Origin of the sequence: Kineosporia sp. R_H_3 (genome assembly GCF_002198675.1) — a bacterium.
GTDB lineage: Bacteria > Actinomycetota > Actinomycetes > Actinomycetales > Kineosporiaceae > R-H-3.
Genome location: NZ_MWLL01000098.1, coordinates 1 through 26,293 on the forward strand (window position 1 = coordinate 1; position 26,293 = coordinate 26,293).

The 26,293-nt window shown below is 75.5% G+C and carries 22 protein-coding genes; 11 read left to right on the plus strand and 11 right to left on the minus strand.

The genetic code is table 11. The features are described from left to right. Positions 1 to 358: 358 nt before the first annotated feature. From ECOMGDLI_RS08750 to ECOMGDLI_RS08765, 4 genes are all read left to right on the plus strand, one after another. A complete protein-coding gene (locus ECOMGDLI_RS08750; protein WP_088316140.1) occupies positions 359 to 1,138 on the plus strand; it encodes an SDR family oxidoreductase in 780 nt (259 codons plus the stop codon). Between the two features lie 133 nt (positions 1,139 to 1,271). Beyond that, positions 1,272 to 2,099: a glycerophosphodiester phosphodiesterase family protein gene (locus ECOMGDLI_RS08755; protein ID WP_233153370.1), complete on the plus strand. Its 828-nt coding sequence runs from the start codon at positions 1,272 to 1,274 to the stop codon at positions 2,097 to 2,099. Between the two features lie 282 nt (positions 2,100 to 2,381). Further along, positions 2,382 to 2,888 carry an ATP-binding protein gene (locus ECOMGDLI_RS08760; protein WP_233153371.1) on the plus strand — a complete coding sequence of 169 codons (507 nt, stop codon included), beginning with the start codon at positions 2,382 to 2,384 and terminating at the stop codon, positions 2,886 to 2,888. A 52-nt stretch (positions 2,889 to 2,940) separates the two neighbouring features. Further along, positions 2,941 to 3,906: a DUF5926 family protein gene (locus tag ECOMGDLI_RS08765; protein ID WP_088316146.1), complete on the plus strand. Its 966-nt coding sequence runs from the start codon at positions 2,941 to 2,943 to the stop codon at positions 3,904 to 3,906. Between the two features lie 5 nt (positions 3,907 to 3,911). On the opposite strand, the gene ECOMGDLI_RS08770 is transcribed toward ECOMGDLI_RS08765, so the two are convergent. Together ECOMGDLI_RS08770 and ECOMGDLI_RS08775 are read right to left on the minus strand one after the other, a co-directional pair. Next, positions 3,912 to 4,676: a cutinase family protein gene (locus ECOMGDLI_RS08770; RefSeq protein ID WP_088316148.1), complete on the minus strand. Its 765-nt coding sequence runs from the start codon at positions 4,674 to 4,676 to the stop codon at positions 3,912 to 3,914. A gap of 132 nt (positions 4,677 to 4,808) precedes the next feature. Beyond that, a complete protein-coding gene (locus tag ECOMGDLI_RS08775) occupies positions 4,809 to 6,716 on the minus strand; it encodes a serine hydrolase domain-containing protein (RefSeq protein ID WP_158220945.1) in 1,908 nt (635 codons plus the stop codon). A gap of 154 nt (positions 6,717 to 6,870) precedes the next feature. Between ECOMGDLI_RS08775 and ECOMGDLI_RS08780 the strand changes: the two genes are divergently transcribed. Beyond that, positions 6,871 to 7,683, plus strand: coding sequence for a glycosyltransferase (locus ECOMGDLI_RS08780; protein ID WP_233153372.1), 813 nt, complete (start codon positions 6,871 to 6,873; stop codon positions 7,681 to 7,683). 1,521 nt (positions 7,684 to 9,204) lie between these two features. Here the strand turns inward: ECOMGDLI_RS08780 and ECOMGDLI_RS08795 are convergent. Then, positions 9,205 to 11,658, minus strand: a complete 2,454-nt coding sequence (locus ECOMGDLI_RS08795; protein ID WP_143447589.1) for a hypothetical protein — start codon at positions 11,656 to 11,658, stop codon at positions 9,205 to 9,207. A gap of 87 nt (positions 11,659 to 11,745) precedes the next feature. Here ECOMGDLI_RS08795 and ECOMGDLI_RS08800 point away from each other — a divergent pair, with 87 nt between their 5' ends. Continuing rightward, positions 11,746 to 13,041 (plus strand): glycosyltransferase 87 family protein, encoded by a 1,296-nt coding sequence (locus tag ECOMGDLI_RS08800; RefSeq protein WP_143447590.1) that lies wholly within the window; start codon positions 11,746 to 11,748, stop codon positions 13,039 to 13,041. 36 nt (positions 13,042 to 13,077) lie between these two features. On the opposite strand, the gene ECOMGDLI_RS08805 is transcribed toward ECOMGDLI_RS08800, so the two are convergent. Both ECOMGDLI_RS08805 and ECOMGDLI_RS08810 read right to left on the minus strand, forming a co-directional pair. After that, entirely contained in the window at positions 13,078 to 13,695 is a 618-nt protein-coding gene (locus ECOMGDLI_RS08805; protein ID WP_088316162.1) for a TMEM165/GDT1 family protein, read from the minus strand. A 98-nt stretch (positions 13,696 to 13,793) separates the two neighbouring features. Next, on the minus strand, positions 13,794 to 15,191 hold the full coding sequence (locus tag ECOMGDLI_RS08810) for a helix-turn-helix transcriptional regulator (RefSeq protein ID WP_158220946.1): 1,398 nt from the start codon (positions 15,189 to 15,191) through the stop codon (positions 13,794 to 13,796). Positions 15,192 to 15,357: 166 nt separating this feature from the next. On the opposite strand from ECOMGDLI_RS08810, the gene ECOMGDLI_RS36270 reads away from it, so the two are divergent. Next, positions 15,358 to 15,489, plus strand: coding sequence for a hypothetical protein (locus tag ECOMGDLI_RS36270; RefSeq protein ID WP_255392567.1), 132 nt, complete (start codon positions 15,358 to 15,360; stop codon positions 15,487 to 15,489). A gap of 818 nt (positions 15,490 to 16,307) precedes the next feature. Here the strand turns inward: ECOMGDLI_RS36270 and ECOMGDLI_RS08815 are convergent. Further along, positions 16,308 to 17,384 carry a diacylglycerol kinase family protein gene (locus ECOMGDLI_RS08815; RefSeq protein ID WP_088316165.1) on the minus strand — a complete coding sequence of 359 codons (1,077 nt, stop codon included), beginning with the start codon at positions 17,382 to 17,384 and terminating at the stop codon, positions 16,308 to 16,310. A gap of 156 nt (positions 17,385 to 17,540) precedes the next feature. On the opposite strand from ECOMGDLI_RS08815, the gene serS reads away from it, so the two are divergent. The 3 genes from serS (at position 17,541) to gtfA (ending at position 21,222) form a co-directional block, all read left to right on the plus strand. Further along, positions 17,541 to 18,824, plus strand: coding sequence for a serine--tRNA ligase (gene serS, locus ECOMGDLI_RS08820; protein WP_088316167.1), 1,284 nt, complete (start codon positions 17,541 to 17,543; stop codon positions 18,822 to 18,824). Further along, entirely contained in the window at positions 18,821 to 19,621 is an 801-nt protein-coding gene (locus ECOMGDLI_RS08825) for an HAD family hydrolase (protein ID WP_088316169.1), read from the plus strand. Before serS ends, ECOMGDLI_RS08825 begins: the two co-directional genes overlap by 4 nt. 83 nt (positions 19,622 to 19,704) lie before the next feature. Beyond that, entirely contained in the window at positions 19,705 to 21,222 is a 1,518-nt protein-coding gene (gene gtfA / locus ECOMGDLI_RS08830) for a sucrose phosphorylase (protein WP_088316171.1), read from the plus strand. Here the strand turns inward: gtfA and ECOMGDLI_RS08835 are convergent. The 5 genes from ECOMGDLI_RS08835 to ECOMGDLI_RS08855 all read right to left on the minus strand — a co-directional run bounded on the left by ECOMGDLI_RS08835 (position 21,123) and on the right by ECOMGDLI_RS08855 (position 25,336). Next, positions 21,123 to 22,610 (minus strand): wax ester/triacylglycerol synthase family O-acyltransferase, encoded by a 1,488-nt coding sequence (locus tag ECOMGDLI_RS08835; RefSeq protein WP_088316174.1) that lies wholly within the window; start codon positions 22,608 to 22,610, stop codon positions 21,123 to 21,125. The two genes, gtfA and ECOMGDLI_RS08835, sit on opposite strands and share 100 nt — an antisense overlap. Positions 22,611 to 22,687: 77 nt before the next feature. Further along, on the minus strand, positions 22,688 to 22,963 hold the full coding sequence (locus ECOMGDLI_RS08840; protein ID WP_088316176.1) for an isoamylase early set domain-containing protein: 276 nt from the start codon (positions 22,961 to 22,963) through the stop codon (positions 22,688 to 22,690). A 152-nt stretch (positions 22,964 to 23,115) separates the two neighbouring features. Beyond that, a complete protein-coding gene (locus ECOMGDLI_RS08845; protein WP_158220947.1) occupies positions 23,116 to 23,424 on the minus strand; it encodes a hypothetical protein in 309 nt (102 codons plus the stop codon). A gap of 212 nt (positions 23,425 to 23,636) precedes the next feature. Continuing rightward, positions 23,637 to 24,812, minus strand: coding sequence for an RtcB family protein (locus ECOMGDLI_RS08850; protein WP_088316180.1), 1,176 nt, complete (start codon positions 24,810 to 24,812; stop codon positions 23,637 to 23,639). Between the two features lie 155 nt (positions 24,813 to 24,967). Further along, positions 24,968 to 25,336 carry a VOC family protein gene (locus ECOMGDLI_RS08855; RefSeq protein ID WP_088316231.1) on the minus strand — a complete coding sequence of 123 codons (369 nt, stop codon included), beginning with the start codon at positions 25,334 to 25,336 and terminating at the stop codon, positions 24,968 to 24,970. Between the two features lie 106 nt (positions 25,337 to 25,442). Here ECOMGDLI_RS08855 and ECOMGDLI_RS08860 point away from each other — a divergent pair, with 106 nt between their 5' ends. Beyond that, entirely contained in the window at positions 25,443 to 26,141 is a 699-nt protein-coding gene (locus ECOMGDLI_RS08860; protein WP_198954701.1) for a M50 family metallopeptidase, read from the plus strand. The last annotated feature ends 152 nt before the right edge of the window (positions 26,142 to 26,293 follow it).

The window sequence follows — 26,293 nt, forward strand, 5'->3', positions numbered from 1 at the left end:
GGAGCCAGCCGCGCAGGTTCGCCGCCGAGCACAGGCCCGGGTAGGCGGCGAGGGCCTGGGCCCAGGCCTGCTGGGCGACGTCGTCCCCGTCGACGGGGCCGGCGAGGGCGTGGGCCAGCCGCGCGACGTCCCGCCAGTGGGCGTCGACGAGGTGCTGGAACGGGGGCAGCTTCACGGTCCTTCAACGCTAGACGCCCCCGGCGTGTGAGCCCTACGGGTGAACCTCGCCGCCGCCGGGCGGGCGCGGGGACCTCGGCCCCTGGCCCGGGGTCGCCGCCGGGCGTGGGATTCGACGTGTGGGGCGATCGTCGCCCCGATGACCCGCACCGGGCCGCCGGCCGCCCATGGAGGCATCGCCATGGCACGCACGTACGTCGTGACGGGCGCCGCGTCGGGCATCGGCCGCGCGACCGTCCACCTGCTCACCGCGCTCGACCACGTCGTCGTCACCCTCGACCGTCACGACGCGGACGTCGTCGCCGACCTCTCGACGCCCGCCGGCCGCACCGAGGCCGTCGAGGGCGTGCGGGCCGCGACCGGCGGCATCGTCGACGCCGTCATCGCGTGCGCGGGCCTCGCGCTCCCCGAGCCGGCCACCGTCGCGGTCAACTACTTCGGCACCGTGGCGACCCTCGAGGGCCTGCGGCCGATGCTCGCCGCCGGTGCCCACCCGCGGGCCGTCGTCGTGTCGTCCATGGCGTCGTTCCAGCCGAACGACGCGGCGCTCGTGGACGCCTGCCTCGCGGGCGACGAGGCGCACGCGCTCGACATCGCGGCGAAGCTCGCGGGCGCCGAGGACACCGCCAACCTCATCTACGCCTCGACGAAGGCCGCGCTGAACCGGTGGATGCGCCGGGTCGCGACGACCCCGGGCTGGGCGGGCGCCCACGTGCCGATCAACGCGGTCGGCCCGGGCGTCGTCCTCACGCCGATGACCGAGGGCTGGACGTCGTCCGCGGAGGGCCGGGCCTTCCTCGAGCAGATGGTCCCCATGCCGCTCACGGGCTTCATGGCACCCGAGCAGGTGGCCGCCGTCCTGGTGTTCCTCGCGTCCGAGGAGAACTCGGCGATGACCGGCCAGGTCGTCTTCGTCGACGGCGGCTCGGACGTCGTCCTGCGGGGGGAGACCGCCTGGTGAGACCGCGGCGGGCGCGGCCCGCCGCCGCAGACGTGGGGCCGGGCAGGGCCCGCCCCCGCGCGCCGGTGCGACGCGCCGTCCGTCCGAGGCGAACGGACGGCGCGCGCACAGGTCGGTGTGGAACCCTCACCACGTGCCCCCGTCGACTCCCCGTGTCGTCGCGCACCGCGGGGCCAGTGCCGTCGAGCCCGAGCACACGCTCGCGGCGTACGTGCACGCCCTCGAGACGGGGGCGGACGGGCTCGAGTGCGACGTCCGGCTCACGGCCGACGGCCACCTCGTCTGCGTCCACGACCGCACGGTGGACCGGACCTCCAACGGCAGCGGCCTCGTCTCGACCCTCGAGCTCACCGACCTCGAGGGTCTGGACTGGGGGTCGTGGAAGGAGCTCGCGCTCGGCGCCGGCGCGCAGCCGGACGTCCCGGACCGGGTCGGTCCCGGTGACCGGGCCCACCTGCTGAGCCTCAAGCGGCTGCTCTCGCTCGTCGCGGACAGCGGTCGGCACGTCGAGGTCGCGATCGAGACCAAGCACCCGACCCGCTACGGCGGCCTCGTCGAGCGCACGCTCGTCGAGACGCTCGAGCACTTCGGCTGGGCGAAGTCGACGCCCGGCAACCCGTCGCCGGTGCGCGTCATGAGCTTCTCGCTCCTCGCCACCCGCCGGATGCGGCTGCTCGCGCCGACCCTGCCGCTCGTGCTCCTCATGGAGCGGATGCCGCTGCCCTACCGGGACGGCAGCCTGCCGCGCGGGGTGCTGGCGGCCGGGATCGGCGTCCGGATCCTGCGCGCGCACCCCGGGTACGTCGCCCGCGCGCACGCCCAGGGCCACGAGGTCCACGTGTGGACGGTCGACACCCCGGACGACATCGACCGCTGCCTGGAGACCGGCGTGGACGTCATCATCACGAACCGCCCGGCCGACGTCCTCGCCCGGCTCGGCCGCTCGCCGTCCGCCGGCTGAGACCCCTCCGTCCGGCGACTGAGACTCGCGGGCGCCGGCGCCCGGGGGGTGTTCGGGCGGTCCGTCCGCAGTGTCCGGATGCGCGCGGCGGCCGGAGGCCGGATCCTGGGGGGTGGAGTTCCCGACCGGGGAGGGTGTGACGTCGTTGACGGTCGTCGACCGACGGGTGAGCCCCGCTGTGACCGCGACGTTTCACCGCGGCCCTCCGGGGGTACTCAGCACCTCGAAGGCGGACGGCGACGGCGGCGGACCGCGGTCGACGAGGCTCGTGAGGATCGGGTCATGAGGGAAGGAGGGGCGGACGGCATGAACAGCCACGACGCGGCACGGGGCGAGGCGCAGTCCGACGCCCCCCGCCGGACCACCCCCTCCAGCGTCCTGCGCCTGCCCTACTCGGCCGCAGCGGTCGGGACGGCGCGCCGCCGGGTCCGCCGCGAGCTCGCCGACGCGGGCGTCGGCAGCACCGTCCTCGACGACGTCGAGGTGGTCGTCTCCGAGCTCCTCGGCAACGCCGTGCGGCACGCCCGGCCGATCGCCGGCGGCGTCCTGCTCCTCGGCTGGCGGATCGAGGACGGCGAGGTGACCGTCCGGGTGACCGACGGCGGCTCCGGCCGCGCCGTCGAGCCACGCGAGGCCGGCCCGATGGCCGACTCCGGCCGTGGGCTGCACATCATCGAGACGCTCGCCTCGTCCTGGGGCGTCGTCGAGCACGCCGGTGGCCTGCGGACGGTCTGGGCGGCGCTGCCGCTGCCGTCGTCGCCGCGACCGGATCTTCGTATCGTCCGCTGACGGCGTCGGTCGCGGACGGGACCGACCCCATGACGCATTAGGCTCGGCGCCCGTGAGCAAGAAGTCGCGGCGCCTCGCGCCGTCCTCCACCCCGACCGTCGCCGCAGGCGAGCCGATCCCCGTCGTCGGCGGCCGTGAGCCGTGCCCGTGCGGCTCGGGCAAGCGCTACAAGGGCTGCCACGGCCGCGAGGAGCGCGAGGAGGCCACCCGCCTCGTCAGCCGCCCGTTCGAGGGTCTGCCGGCCGAGTGCGACTGGGTCGCCTTGCGCGAGATCGTCCCGTCGGCCACGGTCGCGCTGCGGACGACGGCCGAGCACGGCGCCGCGGAGGTCAACGTCGCGACGGTGCTCCCGATGGCCTGGCCGGCGATGCGCCGCGCCGACGGCGGCGTCTGGGTGGGGCTGCAGACGACGAGCGGCTCCGGCGACGCGAGCCGGGACGTCGCGGCGGCGCTGCTCTCGGCGCTCGCGGCGGAGCCCGGGACGCCGGTCCCCGGCGGCGAGCTGCCCGGTCCGGGCCCCCGCCTGCAGGACGTCCTGGACCTCTCGCAACCGTTCGAGCCCGTGGTGCACGCCGGGTTCGACTACTGGCTCGAGGGCGTCGAGGACCTCACGGCCGACGTCCGCGAGTCGATGGAGCGGGCCAACGCCGCGGTCATCCCGACCGCGCGCCTCACGACCGTCGAGGCGGCCTACTGGTGCCGGATCGGTGAGAAGCGGCACCTGCGCTGGGTCATGCCGCACCCCGAGGACGCGCTCACCGACGGTCTCGCCCGGCTGCACGCCGCGGGTGCGTCCGCGCTCGTCGAGGGCTCCCGGTACGTCGGGTCGTTCCGCGCCGACGGTCTCCTCGTGCCGGTGTGGGACCTCGCGTCCGACACCGAGGCGGACGACCTCGAGAAGCCCGCGGCCGCGCTCGAGCAGCGCCTCGGCGACGCGATGGCCGTCGGGACGCCGCTCACCGCCGAGGAGCGGCGGGCCAAGGCCGGGATCGCGAGCCGGCAGCTCACCCTGCGCTGAGGGCCTCAGCCCAGCGTCGTGAGGACGGACTCGACGAACCCGGCGGTCGCGTCCGCGTACTTCACGTAGTCCTGGTGCGCGGCTGCGGAGCTGCCGTTCGACTGGCAGATGACGTCGTCGGCGTTGCAGACGTCGCGCATCCGGGCGTTCCATGCGCTCAGGGCCGTCGCCGGGCGAGCCAGCCGGCCGCTGATGCCCGGCGTGAACGGGCCCGCGGAGAGCGCGCCGGCGCCGGCGTTGAACCCGGCGTCGCCGTAGACGACCACGGCGGCGATCCGCGCCGACGTCGCCGTGGAGAACCGGGCGCTCACGACGCCCGGGTAGCGCGGCGCCGTCGAGAGCGTCTCCCCGACGACGTACGCGCCCATCGAGAAGCCCATGAGCACGAACCGGGTGGACCGGCAGGTGCGGGCCCGGCCCTCGACGTACGCGACGAGCTTCGTGATGCCGTCGTTGACCCCGACGAGGGTGTCGGCGTTCGCGTCGTAGGCGAGCGGCACCGCCTTGACCGGCACCGACGTCCTCGCGACGACGGTGCTGACGATCGACCCGAGCACCCAGCCGTAGCCGGCGGGCTCGGTCTGCCCGCGCAGGCCGACGAGCTCGTACTTCGGGCAGGCCGCGGTCGAGGCGACCGCGGACGCCGGTGCGGACGGCGCGCAGAGCAGCGCGGCGACCGTCGTCGCGAGCGTGCCGAGCACGAGCAGCCGGCGACGGGCGGCCCGGACGGACCGGGCGGTACGGACCGACGGGGCCGACGGGACCGTCATGGGGCAGGACCTCACGGGTGGTGGGCAGGAGACCCTGAGAACCTACCAACGAACGTTGGCTTCTGATCATCGTGCAGGCGGGGGAGCACGACCCGTCACGCCGGGTGACAGGGCCGCCCGCGACCGCGCGTGTCAGTCCGTCGCCGCGAAGCCCTGCTCCTCGTGCCCGAGCTGGAGCCGGCGGACCGCCCCGGCCCGGTCGACGTCCACGCCGAGCTCCACGCAGGCCCGCTCGCCGACGAGCCGGACGAGCGCCGTCCGGACGCCGTCCGAGGCGAGCACCGGCCCGACCCGGCACGGCCCCGCGAACGCGGCGGCGACCCGCAGCTGCCGGGCGGCCGCCACCGGGTCGAGCCCGCCGGCGACGGCGAGCGAGGCCGGCCAGCCCGGTGCCTCGGCGGCGGTCTGCGCGGCGACGGCGTCGACCGCCGCGCGCAGGGCCGGGCCGAGGTCCGCGACCGGGGCGACCGTCAGGGTCTGCACGAGCGGCTCCGGGTGCGGCGTGAGCCGCACCTCCAGCCGGACCCGGCCGCGGTCGCCGCGCAGCCACCACAGCGCGTGCGCCGGGGACTCGTGCTCCGGCGGCGCCGCGGTGTCGCGGACGAACCCGCCGGGGCCGGCCAGCGCCGCGGCGGCCGCGAGCGCGTCCCGGCGGACCGGGAGCGGGTCGTCGAGGTCGACGTTCTCCGCGACGAGGCCGGCGACGGCCGCGTCGTCCCACGTGACGAGGAGCTTCTCCACGGTCTCCATCGCGGCGAGCGTCGCCGGCCACGGCGTCCCGGGGGCGGGTGCCGACGGTCGTACGGTCGGCCGGACCGTGGCCGGCTGCGGGCCCGCCGGGCGGCCGCCGGTCGCCTCCACCAGGGCCGCCCGGCCCGCCTCGAGCAGGGCGGTGACGAGCCGCTGGCCGGCCGGGGCGCTCGGGGCGTACGTGCTGCTCGCGAGGACGACAGCGCCGATCCCGCTGTCCGGGTGCCAGCGCATGTGCGAGCCGAAGCCGGGGTAGCCGCCGCTGTGGCTCACGAGCAGCCCCCAGCGCGGGTCCTGCTCGGCGACGAGCCCGTAGCCGTAGCCGCCGCCGCGCAAGGCCGCCGGCTCGTCGACCGCCGGAGCGACGACGCGCGGCGGGACGACGCGGTGCTGCTGCTGCATCTCGCGGCGCGACGCCCGGCTCAGCGGGTGCCCGCCCTCGGCGTCGTCCCGGGGCGGGAAGGCGTCGGCGAACCCGGCGACCCAGCGCGCCAGGTCGCGGACCGACGAGAAGAGGCCGCCCATCGGGGCGAAGGCGCCGTAGCCGTCGAACGGCAGCTCCTGCCACATCCGCTCCGGACCGCCGCCGGGCGGGGGCACGGCCGTGGGCACCCGCGGCGAGCGTCGGTACCCGGTGGCGAGCCGCGCCGGGTCGACCTCCTCGGCGCGGTAGACCGTCGACGTGAGGCCGAGCGGGTCGAGCACGAGCCGGCGCATCGCGGCCGCGTAGTCCTCGCCCGTGACGTTCGCGATCGCCCGGCCGAGGATCGCGTAGCCGAGGTTGGAGTACTCGAAGGCGGTGCCGGGTGCCCAGGCGAACGTCAGCCCACCGCGCAGGAGGTCCCCGAACGCGTCGAGGTCGAGCGCCTGCATCCGGTCGCCCCACGGGTCGTCGGTCGGCAGCCCACCGCTCATCGTCAGCAGGTGCCGCAGCGTCAGGGCGGGGGAGTCGGCGGTCGGCGGTCGCAGCCCGGCGAGCTCGGGCACGTGCCGCGCCACCGGGTCGTCGAGCCCGAGCGCACCGGCGTCCCGGAGCACGAGGAGCGCCGTCGCGGTGAAGCTCTTCGTCATCGACGCGATCCGGAAGACGCTGTCGGCGTCCGGTTCCGGGCCTGCGGGCGCGCCGTCCGGGGTCACCCGGAGCGCGCCGGCGCCACCGCTGAGCACGAGCTCGCCGTCGAGGACGACGCCCCAGGCGACCGCCGGCTGGCCGTGCTCCGGCCCGCCGTGGGCGAGCTGGTCGACGATCTGCCCGACCGTTCGCAGCACACCCGCCGCGGGCTCAGCCACCGGTTCCTCCTCGACCACCCGGCCGTCCGTGCGACGGCGACCCGCAGAGCATGGCGGGAGCCTGTCACACGTGGATGTCGCGCGCCGCCTGTCCCGGGTCCGCGGGTCGTGACGCCGACCGGTGGCCGCCCACGGGCTGTTCTAGGCTCTGGGCGTGGCTGACGGCGCGGACGACGCTCGGGACGACACCGGCCCGGCCGACGGTCCGGTGGGCGGTACGACGGGTGGCGCGCTCGCGGTCGTCGTCCCCGCGAAGGACGAGGCGGAGCGGATCGCCGAGACCGTGCGCGCCGCCCGGCTGATCCCCGGTGCGTCGGTCGTCGTCGTGGTCGACGACGGCTCGACGGACGACACAGCGGCCCGCGCGCAGGAGGCGGGCGCCGTCGTCGTCCGGCACCGCAAGAACCAGGGCAAGGCGGCGGCGATGGAGTCCGGCGCGGCCCGGGTCGCGCGGCTCGACGGCGAGCGCGGCGGCGCCCCCCGGGCGCTGCTCTTCGTCGACGCGGACCTCGGCGGCACGGCGGTCAACACGGCACCGCTCGCCGCGCCGGTGCTCGCCGGCGAGGCCGACCTGACGATCGCGATCCTCCCCGCGCAGAGCCGGGCGGGCGGCGGTCGGGGCTTCGTCGTGGGCCTGTCCCGGGAGGGGATCCGGCGGGCGACCGGCTGGACGGCGACCCAGCCGCTGTCGGGGATGCGCTGCCTGTCCCGCGAGGCGTTCGAGGCGGCCCGCCCGCTGGCCCGCGGCTGGGGTGTCGAGACCGCGATGACGATCGACCTGCTGCTCGGCGGCTACCGCGTCCTCGAGGTCCCGTGCGACCTGCAGCACCGGGTCACCGGCTCGGACTGGCGCGGCCAGGTGCACCGGGCGAAGCAGTACCGCGACGTCGCCCGTGCGCTCGCCGTCCGGCGCCTGCGCCGGGCCGCCCCGCTGCGCGTGCTGTCCCGCGTCCGCCCGGCGCGTTGACCGGCGCGGTGACCGGCTCACCGGCCGGCGCACCGAGCGGTCGGGCCGCGGCCCGCGCCGCGCTCGGCTGTGGCGTCGCCTCCGTGCTGGGCCTGGCCGGGACCGCGGCGCTCGGTGACTCGGCGGCCGTCCCCGGGCTCGGCCCGGGCACCGTGCTGCCGCCCTGGGACGTCGCCGCCGGGCCGTCGTCCGCGCTCGTCACGGCGCTGCTCGCCGTCGCGTGGACGCTCGCCGCCGCCACCGTGCTGCTCGGCCTGCTCGCCCTGCGCCGCAACGGGTTCGGCTGGGACGGGCGGCGGACGGCGCTCCTCGCCGCCGCGGCCGTCCTCGCCCTCGTCGTCGTCCCGCCGCTCGGCTCGGCCGACCACCTCTCCTACGCCGCGTACGGGCGGATCATGGCGACCGGTGACGACCCGTACGTCACCCCGCCGGACACCTGGCGCGGCGGCGCCGACCCCGTCGCCGGTGCGGTCCAGCCCCCGTGGCAGAGCACGACGAGCGTCTACGGCCCGGTCGCGACCGCCGCCCAGACCCTTGCCGCGGTCGTCGGCGACGGCTCGCTGCGCCGCACCGTCTGGGCCTGGCAGGTCCTCGCCGGGCTGGCCTTCCTCGGCACCGGGCTCGCCCTCGACCGGCTCGCCGTCGCGCTCGCCCGGCGCCGGGGCCGCCCCGGGCCGGACGACGGGACCGGCGACGACGAGGGCGCGGACGACGAGACCGCCCGCGAGACCGCCCGCGCCGCAACGGCTCACGCCCGGGCCCGGGTCGCCGTGCTGTGGACGCTCAACCCGCTGCTGCTCGGCCAGCTCGTCCTCGGCGCGCACGTCGACGTGCTCGCCGCGGCGTTCGCCGCCGGCGCGCTCGCGCTCGCCGTGCGCCGTCCGTTCGTCGCGGGCGCGCTCGTCGCCGCGGCCGTCGCGACGAAGGCGCCCTTCGCGCTCGCGGGGCTCGCCCTCGTCTGGGGCGTGCGCCGGCTGCCACGCCGGCAGGCGTTGGGGCACCTCGCGATCGGTGCGCTCGGGGCCGGTCTCGTGCTGCTGCCGGCCCACCTGTGGACCGGCCCGCACACCTACGACCAGCTCCAGCGGGCCTCCCGGTTCGTCTCGTTCGCGACGCCCTGGCGGCTGCTCGTCGACCAGCTCGACCCGCTGCTGGGCCGAGGCCCGGTGCGCAGCCTGGTGACCCCGCTCGCCGCCGTCCTCGCGGTCGCCCTCGCGGTCCTGCTCGCGCGCAGGGTCGCCGCGCTGCTGCCGGCCCCCGGCGCGGACGTCGCGCCGGCCCGGACCTCGGCGGCCGGCGACGCGATGACCTCGGACGCCGTCGCGGCGCTCGCCGTGACCTCGCTCGGCTGGGTGCTCACCGCGCCCTACGCGCTGCCCTGGTACGACTGCCTCGCCTGGCTGCCCCTGGTGCTGCTCGCGTCGTCCGGGCTCGACCTCGCGATGCTCGGGCGGCTCTGGGTGCTGGCGCTGGCCTACGTGCCGGGGCGGGTCGTCGGGATGACGCCCGAGGTCGAGGCGTTCACTCTCGGGTTCCGTCGCCACGCGGCGCCGTGGCTGACGCTCGCGACCCTGTGCTGGGTCGTGTGGTGGGCCGCGGCCTCGTGGCGGTCCTCGGCTTCCGGCCGCCCGCACCCGGCTGCACCCCCGGGGCCGTCGCCTTCCGCGGGTCCGGCGGCGGGTGCTCCGTCTCGTGGAGCTCCAGGGCCCTGACGCTCGCGGAGATGAGCAGCGGGATCGCCACGGTCGCCGCGACCGCCGGGATCGCCGTCCCGGAGTCGTTGAGCGCGAACCCGATCCCGACGAGGATCGCGAACGACGCGAGGCCGTGCCGCAGCACCGACGACCGGTCGTAGGCGAGCTGCAGCGGCCGGGCGCCCCAGGCGACCGGCCGGGCCAGCACGAGGACGACGAACGCGACGGCGAAGGGCAGCAGCGCCGAGAGCGGCTTGAAGAGGATCCCGAGGTTCTGCAACGCCTTGCGCTGCACGACGGCCAGCGCACCGCCGTCGACGACCGTCTGCACGAAGCGCCCGAGGTGGGTGCGGTCCGCCGGCGGCCGCAGCCAGTCGAGGACGGAGAGCCCGACGAGGACGGCGACCGTGCCGCCGCCGATGAGCAGCGCGCGCCGCCACGTGATCCGCACCCCGGCCACCCACAGGGCCAGCAGCGCGAAGGCCGGCACGATCGCGGGCGGGCCGCCGAAGTCGCTGCCGAGCCCCGGCGTCCCGTCGACGACGAGGCACGCGAGCCCCACGGCGGCGACGGTGAGCGCCGCGGTACGCCGTCGTCCGGCGTTGACGAGCCAGTCCGCGGCCGCGGTCGCCGCGAGCAGGCAGCCCGTCGCGAAGAGCGCGAAGCCGGGGTTGGAGAACCCGTAGAACCGCCCGGCGACGACCGGCTGCACGCCCATGAGGCTCGAGATGACGAGGTGCGAGCCGGTGAGGACGTCGCCCGCGAGCACGAGGGCGGTGACGCCCCCGACGACGCCGAACGGCCCGAGCAGCGCGCGCCGCCAGGGCCCGAGCAGCGCGAGGGCGGCGATCGGCACCACGAAGAGCGCGACGTACAGCGACACCGCCAGGCCCGGGTGCTGCCCGCGCCACCACGGCAGGAGGTTCGCGAGGAACGTCGCGGCGGGCACCGACGCGAAGACGACGGCGACCCGGCGCAGCACGGCGAGGGTCCGGCGCCGCACGGTCGGCGAGGTCTGCCGGCGCAGCAGCACCGTCGCCACCCCGTAGAGCACGAGCTGGGCGGCGATGAGGACGTTGAAGAAGATCGGCACGACGGGCTGGACGGCGAGCGCCGCGGTGTCGAGGTCGACGACCCGCTCGAGCCGGTCGATGCCGTCCCCGCCGGGCGAGACGGGCGCGAGCGGCGAGCCCACGGCGTCCGCGGGGGCCGGGACCCCGAGGGCCGCGAGCAGCGTCGGGAAGAGGTCGGTCGTCTGTGCCATGCCGTCCTGGCGGGTCGACCGGGAGCCGAGCAGCGCCTGGGCGTAGGTGGCCCGGGTGCCGTCCGCCCCGACGGTCGCGGCCGGCCCGCGCGCCGCGAGGAGCTGCAGGTGCGGGGTCTGCCCGGAGTCGGCCGTCGAGGCGACGACGGCGGTCGCGCTCGAGGGCAGCTCGCCGAGCACCGTGAGGAGCCGGGTGTCGATCGTCTGCACCTGGCTCGCCCGGTCGGGCCAGGGGTCCTGGCCGGTCGTCGAGGTGTTCGGCGGCACCGGCTCGCCGGGTGCGCGGTCGGTCCTGTCCCGGACGGCGCCGAGGTCGACGACGACGAGCCGGGCCCCGCCGGCGATCGCGGCCCGGACCTCGTCCGCGAGGTCCGTGGGGTTCTCGGTCTCGTCGGGTGCGCCGGTCGGGAGCGGCACGAGACCCGGGTAGGCGACCGGTGCGGTGCCCTGCGCGTCGGCGAGCGCGACGACCGCACCGGGGCCGACGGCCGCCGTCCGGACGCCGGCGGCGGCGAGGGTCGTCGCGAGCAGCCCGGGGGTCGCCTCGAACGAGCCGGCCTCGGCCTCCCGGCGGAAGACGTCCCAGCGGGTCGCGGTGCCCGGCCCGCCCGGCGTCGGCACCGTCGCCTGCGGCGCCCGGCACGCGGGCTGCCCGGTCGGGACGTCGTCCGCGTCGCCCGCGCGGCGTCCGGCGGAGATCGTCAGCCAGCCGTCGAGCGGGCAGGTCACCCGGCGCACGGTGCGGACGGCGAGGGTGCCGACCGCCCCGTCGCCGAGCAGGCTCTGCAGCGCCGGGGTCGAGGAGGAGACGTCGTCCCAGCGCAGGCCGCCGGTGCCGAGCAGGACGACCGGGCCGGGGGCGGCGGGCAGCGGCGTGGCAGCGGGCGCTGCGACGGGTACGGCGACGGGTACGGCGACGGCGGGGCCGGGCAGGAGCACCCCCAGCGCCACGAGCAGCGGGGCGGTCACGGTCACGAGGAGAGCGACGGACCGCCGCCCGCGGCTGGTTCGGGGCACCTTCGAAGGGTAGGGCGTGCGGCCGGGATCGGCCGCGCCGCGCCCTGGGTGCCCGCACTGTCGGAGGCAGGGGCGAGAATCACCGGTGTGGAGTCGAGCCGAGCGGACGCGCCGCCTGCCGGGGTCGCAGCCCTGCCCGGCGGTCGCCGCTGGGTCCTTGCCGGGGCGCTCGTGCTCCTCGTCTCGGCGGCCCCGCTCGTCCGCCACTACCTGGTCCGTCAGCCGCCGGAGATCTGGCAGGTCGACCTCGAGGTCTACCGGGACGGCTCCGTCTCGGTGCTCCTGGGCCGGGACGTCTACGCCTGGCTGACCGGCTCACCGCAGTGGCTGCCGTTCACGTACCCGCCGTTCGCGACGCTGCTCGGCATGCCGCTCGCGCTCGTCCCGTTCCGTGTCGCGGGCTGGGCCTGGACGGCGCTGCAACTGTGGCTGCTGTGGGTCTGCACGGGGGTCGCCTTCCGGCCGTTCCTCGACCGCTTCGGCCACCGGGCGCCGCTCCTGCAGGGTGCGGTCGCCGGGCTGCTCGTGTGGTCCCTGCCGGTGGCCGAGGGCATCCGGTTCGGCCAGGTCAACGCCGTGATCGTCGCCCTCTGCCTCGTCGACGTGGCCCGTCGCACCCCCCGCACCTGGCCGCGCGGCGTCCTCGTCGGCGTCGCGACCGCCGTGAAGCTGACCCCGGGCGTCTTCTGGGTGCACTGGGCGGTCTCCCGGCGCTGGCGCCCGCTCGCCGTGAGCGTCGCGACGACGGCCGCCGTGACCGGGCTGACGCTGCTCCTGCTGCCCGCGGCGAGCGCCACGTTCTGGACCGACGCACTGCTCGACCCGGGCCGGCTCGGCCCGAACGCCGGCACGTCCAACCAGTCGCTGCGCGGCGTCCTGCTGCGGCTGTGGCCGGGCGGCTCGAGCGTCGCCGGGCCCGGGCCCGGGTTCACGCCCGTCTGGGTCGCCGTCGCGCTGGTCGTCGGGGTGCTCGGCTTCGCGGCGGCCCGCGGCCTCGAGCGGCGCGGGGAGCGGGTCGCCGTCGTCGCCGTCGTCGGGATGCTCGCGGTCCTGCTGTCGCCGGTGTCCTGGGTGCACCACGTGCACTGGGGCATCGTCGTCGTCGGGGCGCTCCTCGGCGACGGCCGCCGCCCGGCGCGGGTCGCCGCGGCGCTCGTGGCGCTCGGCATGCTGCTGTGCCGGCTGCCGTGGTGGGGGGTCACGGTGCTCGCGGACGGCGACCTGCCGCGGTGGTTCGGTCGGCTGCTCCAGAACGGCTACGCGGTCTTCGCGCTGCTCGCGGTCGCCGCGCTGTGGTGGCTGCTCGTGCGCCGTCCGGACGACGCCCCGGCCGCGCCCGTGGCGTCACCGGTCCCGCAGGAGGCCGCGGACGCCGTCCGCTGACCCGGAGCCTGCGCACCGGTGCGCAGGCGAACCTGCTCAGAAGGGTGTCGGGACGCCCGCGGCGGCGAGCAGCGTGAGCACGGCGAGCAGGGCGCAGACCGCACCGCCGACGCGGCGGACGGTCGACAGCCGCATCCGCTTGAGCAGCGCACGGCCGAGCAGGGCGCCGATCCCGGAGATGACGAGCAGTGCCGCCCAGGCGCCGGCGAACACCGAGACCGGGTCCTGGTAGCGGACGACGAGGCCCGCGGTGAGGAGCTGGGAGAGGTCGCCCCACTCGGCGACGAACAGGACGACGAAGCTCGCGGCCACGGCCCGCATCCCGTGCACGTTGCTGCGCAGCTTGCCCTCGAACTCGTGCTCGGTCTCGGACTCCTCGGCGTCGGCCTTGGCCGCGCCCCGCCAGAGCACGAACGCGCCCATGGCGAAGAGCAGACCCGCGACGAGGGTCACCGGCCGCTCGGGCAACCGGGAGAGCAGCCCGCCGAGCGTCACCGCCACGAGGGTCTGGACGCCGAACGCGAGGCCGACACCGATCCACGTCGGCAGCGGCCGGTACCGCGTCGCGAGCACCAGCGTCGCGATGAAGGTCTTGTCCGGCAGCTCGACGGGCAGGATCACGAGGAAGGACGCGAGCGCCACGGCGAAGTCCATAGGCCTTCGACGCTAGCCCACCGATCGGGCGCCTCCCGCCCGGGAGGCGCCCGTTTCGACCAATCTCACACCGAGGTGCCGACGGTCACACCACGGTGTCAGCCGCGACGGCCCTGGCCCTCGACGCCCTCCGTCTCGTCGGCGAGCAGGTCCCCGAGGCTCTCGGCGCGCTGCCGGGCGGTCTCCATCGCGAGGGCGACGTCCGCCGCGGTGCTGCGGATCGCGACCGCGTCGAGCGCGGAACGGTAGCCGTCGAGCGCCTCCTCGAGGCGGCCGAACCGGACGAACCGGTCGGCGGTCTCCCGCCACAGCGCAGCAGTCTCCCGGGTCGCCGGGAGCGCGTCGAGCGAGTCCACCGCGGCCACGTAGCGCTCGAGCGCCTCGTCGAGCCGACCCTGGGCGGCGATCGCGTCGCCGAGCACGAGGTGCGTGCGCGCCTGCTCCCCGCCGGGGTAGGCCGCGAGGGCGACGAGCGCCTCCCGGGCCAGGTCCTCTGCCGCCCTGGGCGAGCCCTCGAGGAGGTGCACCGTCGCGAGCGTCGCGCGGGTCATCGCGGCCTCCACGGGCCCGAACCGCGGCAGGTCCGGCTCCACGAGGTCGAGCAGGCGGCGGGCCTCGGCGACCTGGCTCGGGTCGTGCTGGAGCGTGAGGTACGCGGCGGTCCAGCGCAGCCGGGCGACGTCGAGATGGCCTCCGGCGTGCTCGGTGAGGATCGACAGCGCCTTGCGGGAGAGCAGCAGCGCCTCGTCGAGCCGGCCCAGCGACTCGGCGTTGACGGCCGCGTTCCACGCCAGGGCGGCCTCGCCCTGGGGGTCGGCGAACCGCTGGGCGATCTGCATCGCCTCGTCGAGGTACGCCTTGGCCAGGTGCGAGTCGCCGACCCCGAAGTAGGCGGCCGACAGGGTGGCCACGAGCCGGAAGTACTCCCGGGTCGTCGTCTCGCGCTTGTCGTTGAGGAGCCGGACGGCTCCCTCGCCGACGCGGATCGCCGCGTTCATGTCGCCCGCGGCCTGGTAGAGGTGCGACAGGTAGATCGCCACGCTGGGCAGGGGCAGGTGCGTGGCGCCCGCGAGCGCCCGCTCGTAGACCGGCAGCAGGGACGCGATCGCCCGGTCGATGTCGATGACCTTCTCGTAGGCCTCGGTGAGCTCCCAGACCGCGTCGTCCCGCAGCGCCCGGTCCAGGCCCTCCTCGGCGAGCAGGGCCTCGAGACGCTCGCGGGCCTCGTCCGGCCGGCCGTCGAGCAGCGAGAGCTTCGCCAGCTCGATCGACAGCTGCGCCTGCTTGCGGCGCTCCTCCCCGATCGGGGTGAGCAGGTCCTCGACCGCGCAGCCGAGCCGTTCGGCGAGCAGCGCGGCGACGTCGTCGCTCGGCTGCCGCTTGCCGGACTCGAGCAGGGAGATGTAGCTCGGGGAGAGGTCCTCACCCGCGAGCTGCACCTGGGAAAGGTTCGCCGCCTGGCGTAGCCGCCGTAGCCGATCGCTGAAGGTGGTCACGTCAGGTCTCCTCACCGATCCCCGCTTATCGGGTAGATCTGGGCAAATCGTGCCTTCGTTATGTGCACGGACGATCGCAAAAAGTCACAGAGGTACCCACGACACGACTTCTCTGTCACGATCTGTGTGACCACCCAGTCACAGCAATCTTGACCAAGGAGCTGTCATGAACCGCACCTCTGCTCGTCGCCGCGTCGCCGTCCTCCTCGCTGCTGCTTCGCTCCTCGCCGGCGGCCTCACGGCCGCCGTCGCCGGTCCGGCCGACGCCCGGCCGGCCACCTGCTGCACGAAGGGCTGACACCGCGTCTCGCCGGGGGTGACCGCCACGTCACCTTCGTCGAGACCCTGCGGTCTCATCGTGCCGTCGCCCTTCGTGTCGCGGAGGGTGACGGCACGATCCCGTCTGTGCAGTTTCTAGTCATCCAGACTCTGACTGTGCAGTCAAGCCCATCTGACAACTGAGTCACGACCGATGACAAGTTCACCCGTTCGGCGGCACCCCCGGACGGGCACCGGTCGTCCCCGGATCCCGGACCTCCCGGAGCCCCCGCTCCGGTCGTACGCACCCCGCGACCCCCTGGCGGGCCGGATCGTCCGTGACGAGCCGGCCCGGCGCCGTCGCCGACATGCCCCGGCCCAGCGTGACACCTGTCGGATCTGTCGGCCATGACCCGAACGGGCGGACGGTCTGCAGCTCCATGGGCCCATCGCAGCAGAAACGTCCGACAGTCGCCCCAGGTGCCCGGCCCGCCGCCCCCGGCGTCAGCAGGCTGCCGCAGGGCTGCTGCCAAAAAGGAGGAACGCGAGTGGGGAGACGATGGCCCGACGCCTCCCCACCCGCGTTCTGCGTGCACCCACGGGGTCTTTCCGCGGCCAGGTGCGGTCCGGCCCGCGGGGGCACGGCGCCACTGTAGTCACTGAACGGCTCACTGAACAGTCGTGTGGGCTATGACAGTGAGAATTCGCCCGGACGGGTGAGGCCGACGGGCCCCGGACGCCGCGTGCGGCAACGGGTTTGGGGGCAGAACGCCGTCCCGTACGACGGGTCGTGCGCGGCCGGGCCGCGTGGGGCTGTGACCGGGGAGTGACAGCGCGCGACGCGACGAGTCACAGGCCTCAGGACAGCGGCGGGACCCGCACCGAGAGCGCGAGGGGCTCGAGCCGGGCCCGCAGGACCCGCGCCTCGCCGGCCGGGTCGCCGTCGAGCTGCACCTGGTTGGGGGCCTCGGCGCGGATCTCGATCTCCCGGCAGCGGAAGTGCTCGACGACGGGGTGACCGCGCCGGCTGCGCGTCAGGACGGCGCCGATGACGGCCGCCCAGCCGACGACCCCGCCGGCCGAGACGACGACGACGTCGAGCCAGCCGTCGTCCACCTGGGCGTCCGGGAGCAGCCGGACGCCCCCGGTGAGCTCGCCGCAGTTGCCGACGATGACGCTCCTCATCCGGCGGGTGACCGGTGGCCGGTCGTCGATCCGCAGGGTCACCTTCGTCCGGCGGCCGTGCATGAGCCGCAGCCCGGCGACGACGTACGCGAGCCAGCCGACACGCTCCTTGAGGCGCGGCTCGACGCTCGCCATGACCTCGGCGTCGAACCCGAGCCCGGCCATCACGAGGAAGGTCTCGCGCCGGGGCGTGTGGTCCTCGCCCGACAGGTCGAACTCGACGACCCCGACGTCGACCTTGCGCTCGGACCAGGAGAGCCCGGTCCGCAGCGCCTCGGCGAGGTCGGTCACGCCGATCCCCAGGTTGCGGGCGAGCAGGTTGCCGGTCCCGGCCGGCAGCAGGCCGAGCGGCACCCCGGTGCCGGTGAGCGAGCTCGCGACGGCGCGCACGGTGCCGTCGCCGCCGTAGGCGAGCACGACCGCCGCCCCGGCCTCGACCGCGGCCCTGGCCTGACCCGCGCCGATGTCCTCCCGGGTCGTCTCGAGCCACAGCGGAGGCGCCCAGCCGAGGTCCTCGCTCGCCTGCCGCACCCAGTCCAGGCGCACGTCGGCGTCGTCGACCTTCGTCGGGTTCGCGACGACGGCCGCGAAGGGGCGGCGTTCCGTGGCGACCGGCAGGTCCGGTGCCGGTTCCGCGGCGACGGGGGCGCGGCGGCCGCGAGCCGAGCGGGCGACGACGAGCAGCCCGACCGCGACGGCCAGGACGACGACGAGCACCCCGAGCTGCACGGCGCCCGCAGGCGACGACATGCTCCGACGGTAGCGCGCCCGGCGCGTGCCCGTTCGTCGTCCGGCCACGCCCGCCGGGGACGGACGTCGTCCACCGTCCACCCGCGCCGCGCGACGGGGACGGCCGCACGACAAATGCGCAGGTCGTCGCCCACGGAAGGCATAGGCTTGCATGCTGTGATCGACCTGCGACTCCTGCGTGAGGATCCGGACACCGTCCGCGCCAGCCAGCGGGCCCGAGGGGACGACGAGGGCCTCGTCGACGCGGTGCTCGCCGCGGACGAGCGCCGCCGCGCCTCCCTGGCCGAGTTCGAGCGGACCCGCGCCGAGCAGAAGGCGCTCGGCAAGCAGGTCGCCTCCGCGACCGCCGAGACCCGCCCGCACCTGCTCGCGCAGACGAAGGCGCTCGCCGAGCAGGTGAAGTCGCTCGAGGCCGACGCCCGCGCGGCGGACGCCGAGCTCACCGACCTGTCGACGCGGATCGACAACGTCGTCGAGCCCGAGGCCCCGGTCGGCGGCGAGGACGACTACACCGTGCTGCGCGAGGTCGGCGCCCCGCGCGACTTCGCGGCCGAGGGCTTCACCCCCAAGGACCACGTCGAGCTCGGCGAGCGGCTCGGGGCGATCGACCTCGACCGCGGCGCCAAGGTCTCGGGCGCCCGGTTCTACTTCCTCACCGGGGTCGGTGCGCGCCTCGAGCTCGCGCTGCTCATGTGCGCCGTCGACCAGGCCGTCGCGGCCGGCTTCTCGCCGGTCATCACCCCGACGCTCGTCAAGCCGGAGGTCATGCGCGGCACCGGGTTCCTCGGCGCGCACTCCGACGAGATCTACCACCTGCCGGCCGACGACCTGTACCTCGTCGGCACGAGCGAGGTCGCGCTCGCCGGCTACCACAGCGACGAGGTCGTCGACCTCTCGCAAGGGCCGAAGCGCTACGCCGGCTGGTCGGCCTGCTACCGCCGCGAGGCCGGCTCGCACGGCAAGGACACCCGCGGCATCATCCGCGTCCACCAGTTCCACAAGGTCGAGATGTTCAGCTACTGCCGCGTCGAGGAGGCCCGCGACGAGCACCAGCGCCTGCTCGCGTGGGAGGAGGAGATGCTCGCCAAGGTCGAGATCCCCTACCGGGTCATCGACGTCGCGGCCGGCGACCTCGGCTCGAGCGCCGCGCGCAAGTTCGACTGCGAGGCCTGGGTCCCGACCCAGGGCCGCTACCGCGAGGTCACCTCGACGTCGAACTGCACGACGTACCAGGCGCGCCGCCTCAACGTGCGCGAGAAGGACCCGCGCGAGGGCGTGACGAGCAACCGGTTCGTCGCGACGCTCAACGGGACCCTCGCGACGACGCGCTGGATCGTCGCGATCCTCGAGAACCACCAGCAGCCCGACGGCTCGGTGCTCGTGCCGAAGGCGCTGCAGCCGTACATGGGCGGGCTCGACGTGCTGACGCCGGTCCGGTGAAGCTGCTCGTCGCGCTCGACATCGACGGCACGGTCCTCGACCACGACGAGGTCATCACCGAACGGGTCCGGACGGCGGTCGCGGACGCGGTCGCCGCGGGCGCGCACGTCGTCATCGCGACCGGGCGCTCGCTCGAGGGCACGGTGCCGGTGCTCGACCGGCTCGGGATCGTCGAGGGCTGGGCCGTCTGCAGCAACGGGGCGATGACCCTGCGGCTGGACCCGTTGCTGGACAAGGGCTACGAGATCTCGGACGTCGTGACGTTCGACCCCGGCCCGGTCCTGACGATCCTGCGCGAGCACCTGCCGACGGCGCTCTACCTCGTCGAGGACGAGACCGCCCGGCGCAAGGTGACGGCGGCGTTCCCGGACGGCGAGCTGAGCGGCGAGCCGCTCGTCGTGCCGTTCGAGGAGCTGAAGGCCGGCCCGGCGACGCGGGTCGTCGTCCGCAGCCCGCAGTCGACGCCGGAGGACTTCCTCGCCGTCGTCGAGCGGGTCGGGCTGCACGGGGTCAGCTACGCCGTCGGCTGGACGGCCTGGCTCGACCTCGCCCCGGACGGCGTGAGCAAGGCGTCCGCGCTCGAGGTCGTCCGCGAGCGGCTGGGGGTCGCCCCGCAGGACACCGTCGCGGTGGGCGACGGTCGCAACGACGTCGAGATGCTCGCCTGGGCGGCCCGGGGGGTCGCCATGGGCCAGGCCGTGCCCGAGGTGCAGGCCGCGGCCGACGAGGTCACGGCACCGGTCGAGCAGGACGGCGTCGCCGTCGTCCTCGAGGACCTGCTCGCGCATCGTCGCTGACCGTTTCGCGGGGGTGCCCGGCGGCTGCGGGGCCGTGGCATGATGCACCGGTTCTGAAAGCGTTTGCAGATGGAGGACGAGCCATGCGCGACGGGGTGCAGCTCATCACGTACGCAGACCGGCTGGCCGGGTCGATCCCCGGCCTGGCGCAGATGCTCGGGACGGGACCGCTCGCGGGCCTGTTCACCGGCGTGCACGTCCTGCCGTTCTTCCGCCCCTACGACGGCGCCGACGCGGGCTTCGACCCCGCCGACCACCGCGAGGTCGACGCCCGGCTGGGGACCTGGGCGGACGTCGCCGCGCTCGGCGAGCGCACCGAGACGGTCGTCGACCTCATCGTCAACCACGTCTCCGCGGACAGTCCGTGGTTCCGCGACGTCGTCGCGCACGGGGACGCCTCGCCGTACGCGGGCATGTTCCTCACCTTCGACGGGCTCTTCCCGGACGGCGCCACCGAGGCCGACCTGCTGACGATCTACCGGCCGCGGCCCGGGCTGCCGTTCACCGCGATGAAGCTCGGCGGGCGCAAGCGCCTGGTGTGGACGACGTTCACGAGCCAGCAGATCGACCTCGACCTGCGCGACGAGCGGGCCCGCGGCTACCTCACCGAGGTGGTCGACCTGCTCGCCGAGCACGGCGTGACGATGGTCCGCGTCGACGCCGTCGGGTACGCGGTGAAGACCCCGGGCACGTCGTCCTTCATGACGCCGGAGACGTTCGCGTTCATCGAGGAGCTCTCGGCGCAGATGCGCGCCCGTGGCCTCGAGGTGCTCGTCGAGGTGCACTCCTACTACCAGCGGCAGATCGAGATCGCGCGGCACGTCGACCGGGTCTACGACTTCGGGCTGCCGCCGCTCGTGCTGCACGCGCTGCACGCCGGAGACGCCGCCCCGCTGCTGCGCTGGCTGGCGGTCCGCCCGGTCAACTGCGTGACCGTCCTCGACACCCACGACGGGATCGGCGTCATCGACGTCGGGGCCGACGCGACGGCCGCCGAGGGCGACGACAGCCCGGGGCTGCTCACGCCCGACCAGATCGACGCGCTCGTGGAGTCGATGCACGCCGCGAGCGGCGGCACGAGCCGGCTCGCGACCGGTGCGGCCGCGAGCAACCTCGACCTCTACCAGGTGAACTGCACGTTCTACGACGCGCTCGGCCGCGACGACGCGCGCTACCTGCTCGCGCGGATCGTCCAGCTGCTCGCCCCCGGGATCCCGCAGGTCTACTACGTCGGGCTGCTCGCGGGGTCGAACGACATGGACCTGCTCGCCCGCACCGGGGTCGGCAGGGACGTCAACCGGCACCACTACACCCCGGCCGAGGTCGAGGAGGCGCTGCGCCGCCCGGTCGTCGCCGCGCTCGCGGCGCTGATCCGGCTGCGCAACGCGCACGCGGCGTTCGGCGGGGCGTTCTCCTGCGGTGCGGGCACGGGCTCGCCCGGTGCGCTGTGGATGAGCTGGGACCTCGGCGGCGAGCACGTGTCGCTCGAGGCCGACACCGGTCAGGGCACGTTCCGCCTGGAGTGGACGACGCCCGACGGCGTCCGCTCGGCCGGCTCCGTGCGCGACCTCGTCGACGCGCCGGTCCCCGCGAGCGCCTGACGAAGCGCCTCGACCTCGGCGACGACGGCGTCCGCGACGGGCTGCGGGTCCGGCAGCAGCCCGGCGTCCGCCGCGACCCCGACGGTGACGTCGCCCGCGTAGCTGAACAGGCTCACCCCGAGCCCCACCGACGCGGTCTGCGGCACCCAGAACACGATGCCCTCGACGGCGGCGCCGGCGAACCAGACCTGCTCGCGCGGGCCGGGCACGTTCGTGACGATCGCGGTCGTCTTCGAGCCGAGCACGCGCAGCACGACGCCGTGCAGCCATGACGGGAGGAAGCCCAGCAGGCTCACGAGGGCGAACGTCGCGGCGGCCTCCCGGCCGTCGCGCAGCCGGCCCGTCGCGGCCCGTACCGCGCCCACCCGGGCCGCGGCGTCCGGGACCGACACCGGCAGCGGGACGAGGACGAGCCCGAACCGGTTGCCGAGGCTGCGCGGGACGGGCACGTCGACCGGCCGCAGGTTCACGGGCACGAAGACGCGCAGGTCACGGGCCGGCTCACCGTGCGCGAGGAGGTGGCGGCGCAGGGCGCCCGCGGTCGCCGCGAGGAGGACGTCGTTGACGCTCGCGTCGAGCGCCGCCGCGACCGCCTTGACGTCCGCGAGCGGCATCGGCGGCGTCCAGGCCACCCGCTTGTCGACCCCGAGCCGGCCGCGCAGCCGGGTCCGCGGGTCGCGCGACAGCAGGAGCAGGCGGGCGGCCGTCGCCACGACGCCGAGCCCGAACCGGACGGCGGCCAGGGCGGCCCGCGGCTGCCGCCAGGCGGTCGCCGGGTCCGGGACGCCGACGACCGCCGACACCTCCGAGGTCCCGTCGGCCGCCCGCCGGACGACACCGGGGCGGTGCGGGGTCCGGCGGCGGCCGAGGAGCACGGACGGCGCGGGCAGTCCCGCCCCGTCGTCGACCGGGGCGTGCGGCCCGTCGTCGGTGAGCGAGACGAGCACGCTCGCCAGGGCGATGCCGTCGGCGATGCAGTGGTGCAGGCGGGCGACGACGGCGCTCGTCGCCGGCCCGTCGTCGTCCGCGGGGACGTCCACGAGGTGGAACTGCCACGGCGAGCGGGTCATGTCGAGCGGCGTGCCGAGGAGCCGGCTGACGAGCGCGTCGAGGTCGCCGCGCGGCACCGTGACCCGCACCAGGTGGGCGTCGAGGTCGAACCCGGGGTCGTCGTCCCAGACCGGCTGCTCGAACGGTGACCCGGAGGGCACCGGCCGCCGGGAGAACGTCGGGAAGCGCTCGAGCAGCCGGGCGCCGACGACCTCGCGCAACCGCTGCCAGTCCGCGGGTGCGGCGAACCGGAGCACGCCGGTGATCATCATGAGGTTGTCGGGCGCGTCGAGGCCCAGCCATGCAGCGTCGGCGTTCGACATCCGGTGCGAGCCCATCGCCTCAGGGTCTCAACCGGCGGGGCACCTGTCCTGTCGGGGCCCGGTGGGACCCCGGTGGGACCCCGGCAGGACCGTCAGACGTGCAGGACGCCGCCCTCGTGCGTGTGCACGTCCGCCTCGGGGTCGTCGAACCACAGGCCGCCCTCGCCGAGGTAGCGGAACCGGTGCGTCGAGCCGGGCGGGAGGGTCAGGACGACGCTGCGCGTGCCGTTGGCGCGCTTGACGAGCGTGTGCGTCCCGGGCGTCCAGCCGTTGAAGTCGCCGACGACGGAGACCTTGCCGGCGACCGAGGTGTCGGGGAGGGCGAAGGTGACCTTGACGTCAGAACCCTTCTTCTGCCTGCGGATCACGGTGCTTCTCCTAGCGATGGGACGGGCAGAGGCTCCGCCGCTCCATCGGGGCATCCTCGTGCGTGTGCCCGTCGAGTATGACCTGGTACCGGCGCGGATCCGTGGAGGCGCGCCCGGAAACCTCTGCTGCACAGGCGATATCGCGGCGGACGTCAGATCGTCGGCTGCAGGACGGCGACCCGTGCCTGCCACCAGCGGTCGCCGCGCGCGGTGCGGCGGTGCGCCCGGTGGTGGCGGCGGTGGCACTTGGCGTGCACCCACACGACGTCGCCGGTGCGCTCGTCGTGGTGGCCGCCGAGCTTGCCGGGGCGGTGGCAGAACACGCAGCGGTTGACCACCGCGGGGGAGGGTGTGCGGCGCCGGACGGCCGGGGCGCCGGTGCGGCCGCGGCCGGCGAGCGGCACCTGGCGCAGCAGTGCGTCGACCCGTTCGCGCAGCGCGGGCGCGAGATCGTCCGGCAAGGTGAGGAGCGCGCTCGTGGGGTCTGGCACAACCTGCGGACGACGGATCATCGTGCACCTCCCGTGGACGGAAAGGTACGCCCGGCGGTCCCCGAGGGGAACCCCTCATCACGAATTGGTAACGACGATTTTGCAGGGCCCCGCAGCACGGGCAGCGGGGCGGGCCCGACCCGTTCCGGCCGTGCCCGCCCCGCGCCCGCCNGCCCCGCCCCTCAGTCGCCCTTGACGTTGACCACCTGGCGCAGCGTGTGCCGGATCTCGACGAGGTCCGCGGCGTCCGCCATGACCTGGTCGATGTCCTTGTACGCCGCCGGGATCTCGTCGACGAACGCGTCGGTGTCGCGGTACTCGATGCCCTTCATCGCCGTCCGCAGGTCGTCCTGGCTGAACGTCCGGCGGGCGGCCGACCGCGAGAACCTGCGGCCGGCCCCGTGCGGGGAGCTGTTGAGCGCCACCGGGTTCCCCAGGCCGCTCACGACGTAGGACGCCGTGCCCATCGAGCCCGGGACGAGGCCCGGCTGGCCCGCCCGGGCCTCGATCGCCCCCTTGCGGGAGACCCACACCTCACGCCCGAAGTGCTTCTCCTTCTGGGTGAAGTTGTGGTGGCAGTTGATCCGCTCGGCCTCGACGACCGGCTCGCCCATGAGGTCCGCGAGGCAGCCCACGACGCGGTCCATCATCTCCTCGCGGTTGAGCAGGGCGAAGTGCTGCGCCCACCGCAGGTCGCGGACGTACGCCCAGAACTCGTCCGTGCCCTCGGCGAGGTAGGCGAGGTCCGGGTCCGGCAGCCGGATCCAGTACTGCTCCATGAGCCGCCGGGCCACGGCGATGTGCGCCTGCGCGATCTTGTTGCCGACGCCCCGCGACCCGGAGTGCAGGAACAGCCAGACCCGGTCCGCCTCGTCGAGCGTCACCTCGATGAAGTGGTTGCCGGACCCGAGCGTCCCGAGCTGGAGCCGCCAGTTCGCCGCGTACCGGTCCGGGTCGACCCGGTCCTTCGCGGCCCACCCCTCGAGCTCGTCGACCCGCGCCGCCGCGGACGCCGTCACCTTGCGGTTGTAGACGCCTGCGGAGAGCGGCACCGCCGCCTCGATCGCCTCCCGCAGCGGTGCGAGCGGGCGCCCGCCGGCGCGCAGGTCGTCGTCCGTGAACTGCGTCCGGACGGCGATCATGCCGCAGCCGATGTCGACCCCGACCGCGGCCGGTACGACCGCGCCGAGCGTGGGGATCACCGACCCGACCGTGGCCCCCTTGCCGAGGTGGGCGTCGGGCATGAGCGCCACGTGCGGGTGCACGAAGGGCAGCTCACTGGTCCGTCGGGCCTGCTCGAGGGTCTGTGCCTCGACCTCCGACGCCCAGGACAGGAGCCGCTTCGTGATCTTCTCCACCGTGATGCCTTCCCGCTCGTCGCCCGCCGGGCGCGGCCCGCGTCGTGCGGGCACGCGTCACGACGATCCCGGCCGTGGACACGGACGTCGAACGAATTGCGGCGCAACCGGTTTGCGCGGGCAGCGCCGGAGGGCGCCGGCGCACCCCGGAGCGGTCAGCCCCGGCCGGGGGCGAAGACCTCGACCGGGTTGCCCGACGGGTCCTCGACGACGACCTGGGTGCCGCCGGGGCCGCTGATCGGCTCGTTGCGGAACCGCGCGCCCACGGCCCGCAGCGCCTCCACGGTCGGCCCGACGTCGTCCACCTCGACGACGAACCGGTTCCAGCCTCCGGGCACCGGCTCCGCGCCGTCCGGCATCGGCCGCCGCGCGGACGTCCCCGGGCCGCTGAGCCAGAGCGTGAGGTCGCCCCTGGCGACCATCGCGAACGGCGGGCCCCAGCGCTCGACGAGCTCGAAGCCCAGTGCGGCGTAGAAGGGCAGGGCGGCGTCGACGTCGTCGACGATGTACCGCAGCGTCGCCATCGGGCGCTCCTTCGCGAGCGGTCCCGGGGTCGTCCGGGAGATCGTCCGGGAAAGGGTGAAAGATAGCCGAACCGGACCGCACAGGCGGGCCGCCTACGATCGCGACGTGACCGGGGTCCTCGACGACGTCCTCGCGGCCCAGGCCGCTCCCGCCGCGACGACCGTGGTCGGCAGCCTCGCCGTCGCCGCGCTGCTCGTCGTCTGGGGCCCGGCGTGGCGGGTGCTCCGGCACGTCGTGACGATCGCCCACGAGGGCGGCCACGCGGCCGTCGCGGCGATGACCGGGCGCAGCCTGCAGGGCGTCCGCCTGCACTCCGACACCTCCGGGCTGACGGTCTCGAGCGGCCGGCAGCGCGGGCCGGGCGTCGTCCTCACGCTCCTCGCGGGCTACCCGGCGCCCGCGGCCGTCGGGCTCGCCGGCGCCTTCGCACTGGCCCACGACCGGGTCCGGCTGACGCTCGTCGTCGCGCTGCTGCTCCTGCTCGTCCTGCTGCTGCAGATCCGCAACGTCTTCGGTGTCGTCTCCGTGGTGCTCACCGGCGGCGCGCTCCTGCTCGTCAACGGCTGGGCGCCGCTGACGGTGCGCTCGGCGGCGGCCTACCTGCTCGTCTGGTTCCTGCTGCTCGCGGCGCCCCGCACCCTCGTCGAGCTGCACCGCACCCGGGCCGGCCGCCGGGCGCCGATGTCGGACGTCGACCAGCTCGCCGGGCTCACCCGGGTGCCGGCCCTCGTCTGGCTCGTCCTCATGCTCGCCGCCACCCTCGGCGCCCTCCTCCTCGCGGTGACCTGGCTCCTGGTCCCCTGAACCCGCCCTCGCCGGTGACGGCGCGGTGGCGGGGGCGGGCGTGACACGCGGTGACGTTGTGGCCTGAGTGCCCGCGGGAGACCGGGGCGATACGGCAGACTCTCCGGCACCCACCGTCACCGCCCCTCCCGCGACGGCCCTGCACGCCGCAG

What these genes read in the sequence shown, in the direction of transcription:
- ECOMGDLI_RS08760 (WP_233153371.1), top strand. Translation starts at nt 2,382, where the DNA reads ATGAGGGAAGGAGGGGCGGACGGCATGAACAGCCACGACGCGGCACGG.
- gtfA (WP_088316171.1), top strand. Translation starts at nt 19,705, where the DNA reads ATGCGCGACGGGGTGCAGCTCATCACGTACGCAGACCGGCTGGCCGGG.
- ECOMGDLI_RS08750 (WP_088316140.1), top strand. Translation starts at nt 359, where the DNA reads ATGGCACGCACGTACGTCGTGACGGGCGCCGCGTCGGGCATCGGCCGC.
- ECOMGDLI_RS08805 (WP_088316162.1), bottom strand. Translation starts at nt 13,695, where the DNA reads ATGGACTTCGCCGTGGCGCTCGCGTCCTTCCTCGTGATCCTGCCCGTC.
- ECOMGDLI_RS36270 (WP_255392567.1), top strand. Translation starts at nt 15,358, where the DNA reads ATGAACCGCACCTCTGCTCGTCGCCGCGTCGCCGTCCTCCTCGCTGCT.
- ECOMGDLI_RS08855 (WP_088316231.1), bottom strand. Translation starts at nt 25,336, where the DNA reads ATGGCGACGCTGCGGTACATCGTCGACGACGTCGACGCCGCCCTGCCC.
- ECOMGDLI_RS08815 (WP_088316165.1), bottom strand. Translation starts at nt 17,384, where the DNA reads ATGTCGTCGCCTGCGGGCGCCGTGCAGCTCGGGGTGCTCGTCGTCGTC.
- ECOMGDLI_RS08835 (WP_088316174.1), bottom strand. Translation starts at nt 22,610, where the DNA reads ATGGGCTCGCACCGGATGTCGAACGCCGACGCTGCATGGCTGGGCCTC.
- ECOMGDLI_RS08770 (WP_088316148.1), bottom strand. Translation starts at nt 4,676, where the DNA reads ATGACGGTCCCGTCGGCCCCGTCGGTCCGTACCGCCCGGTCCGTCCGG.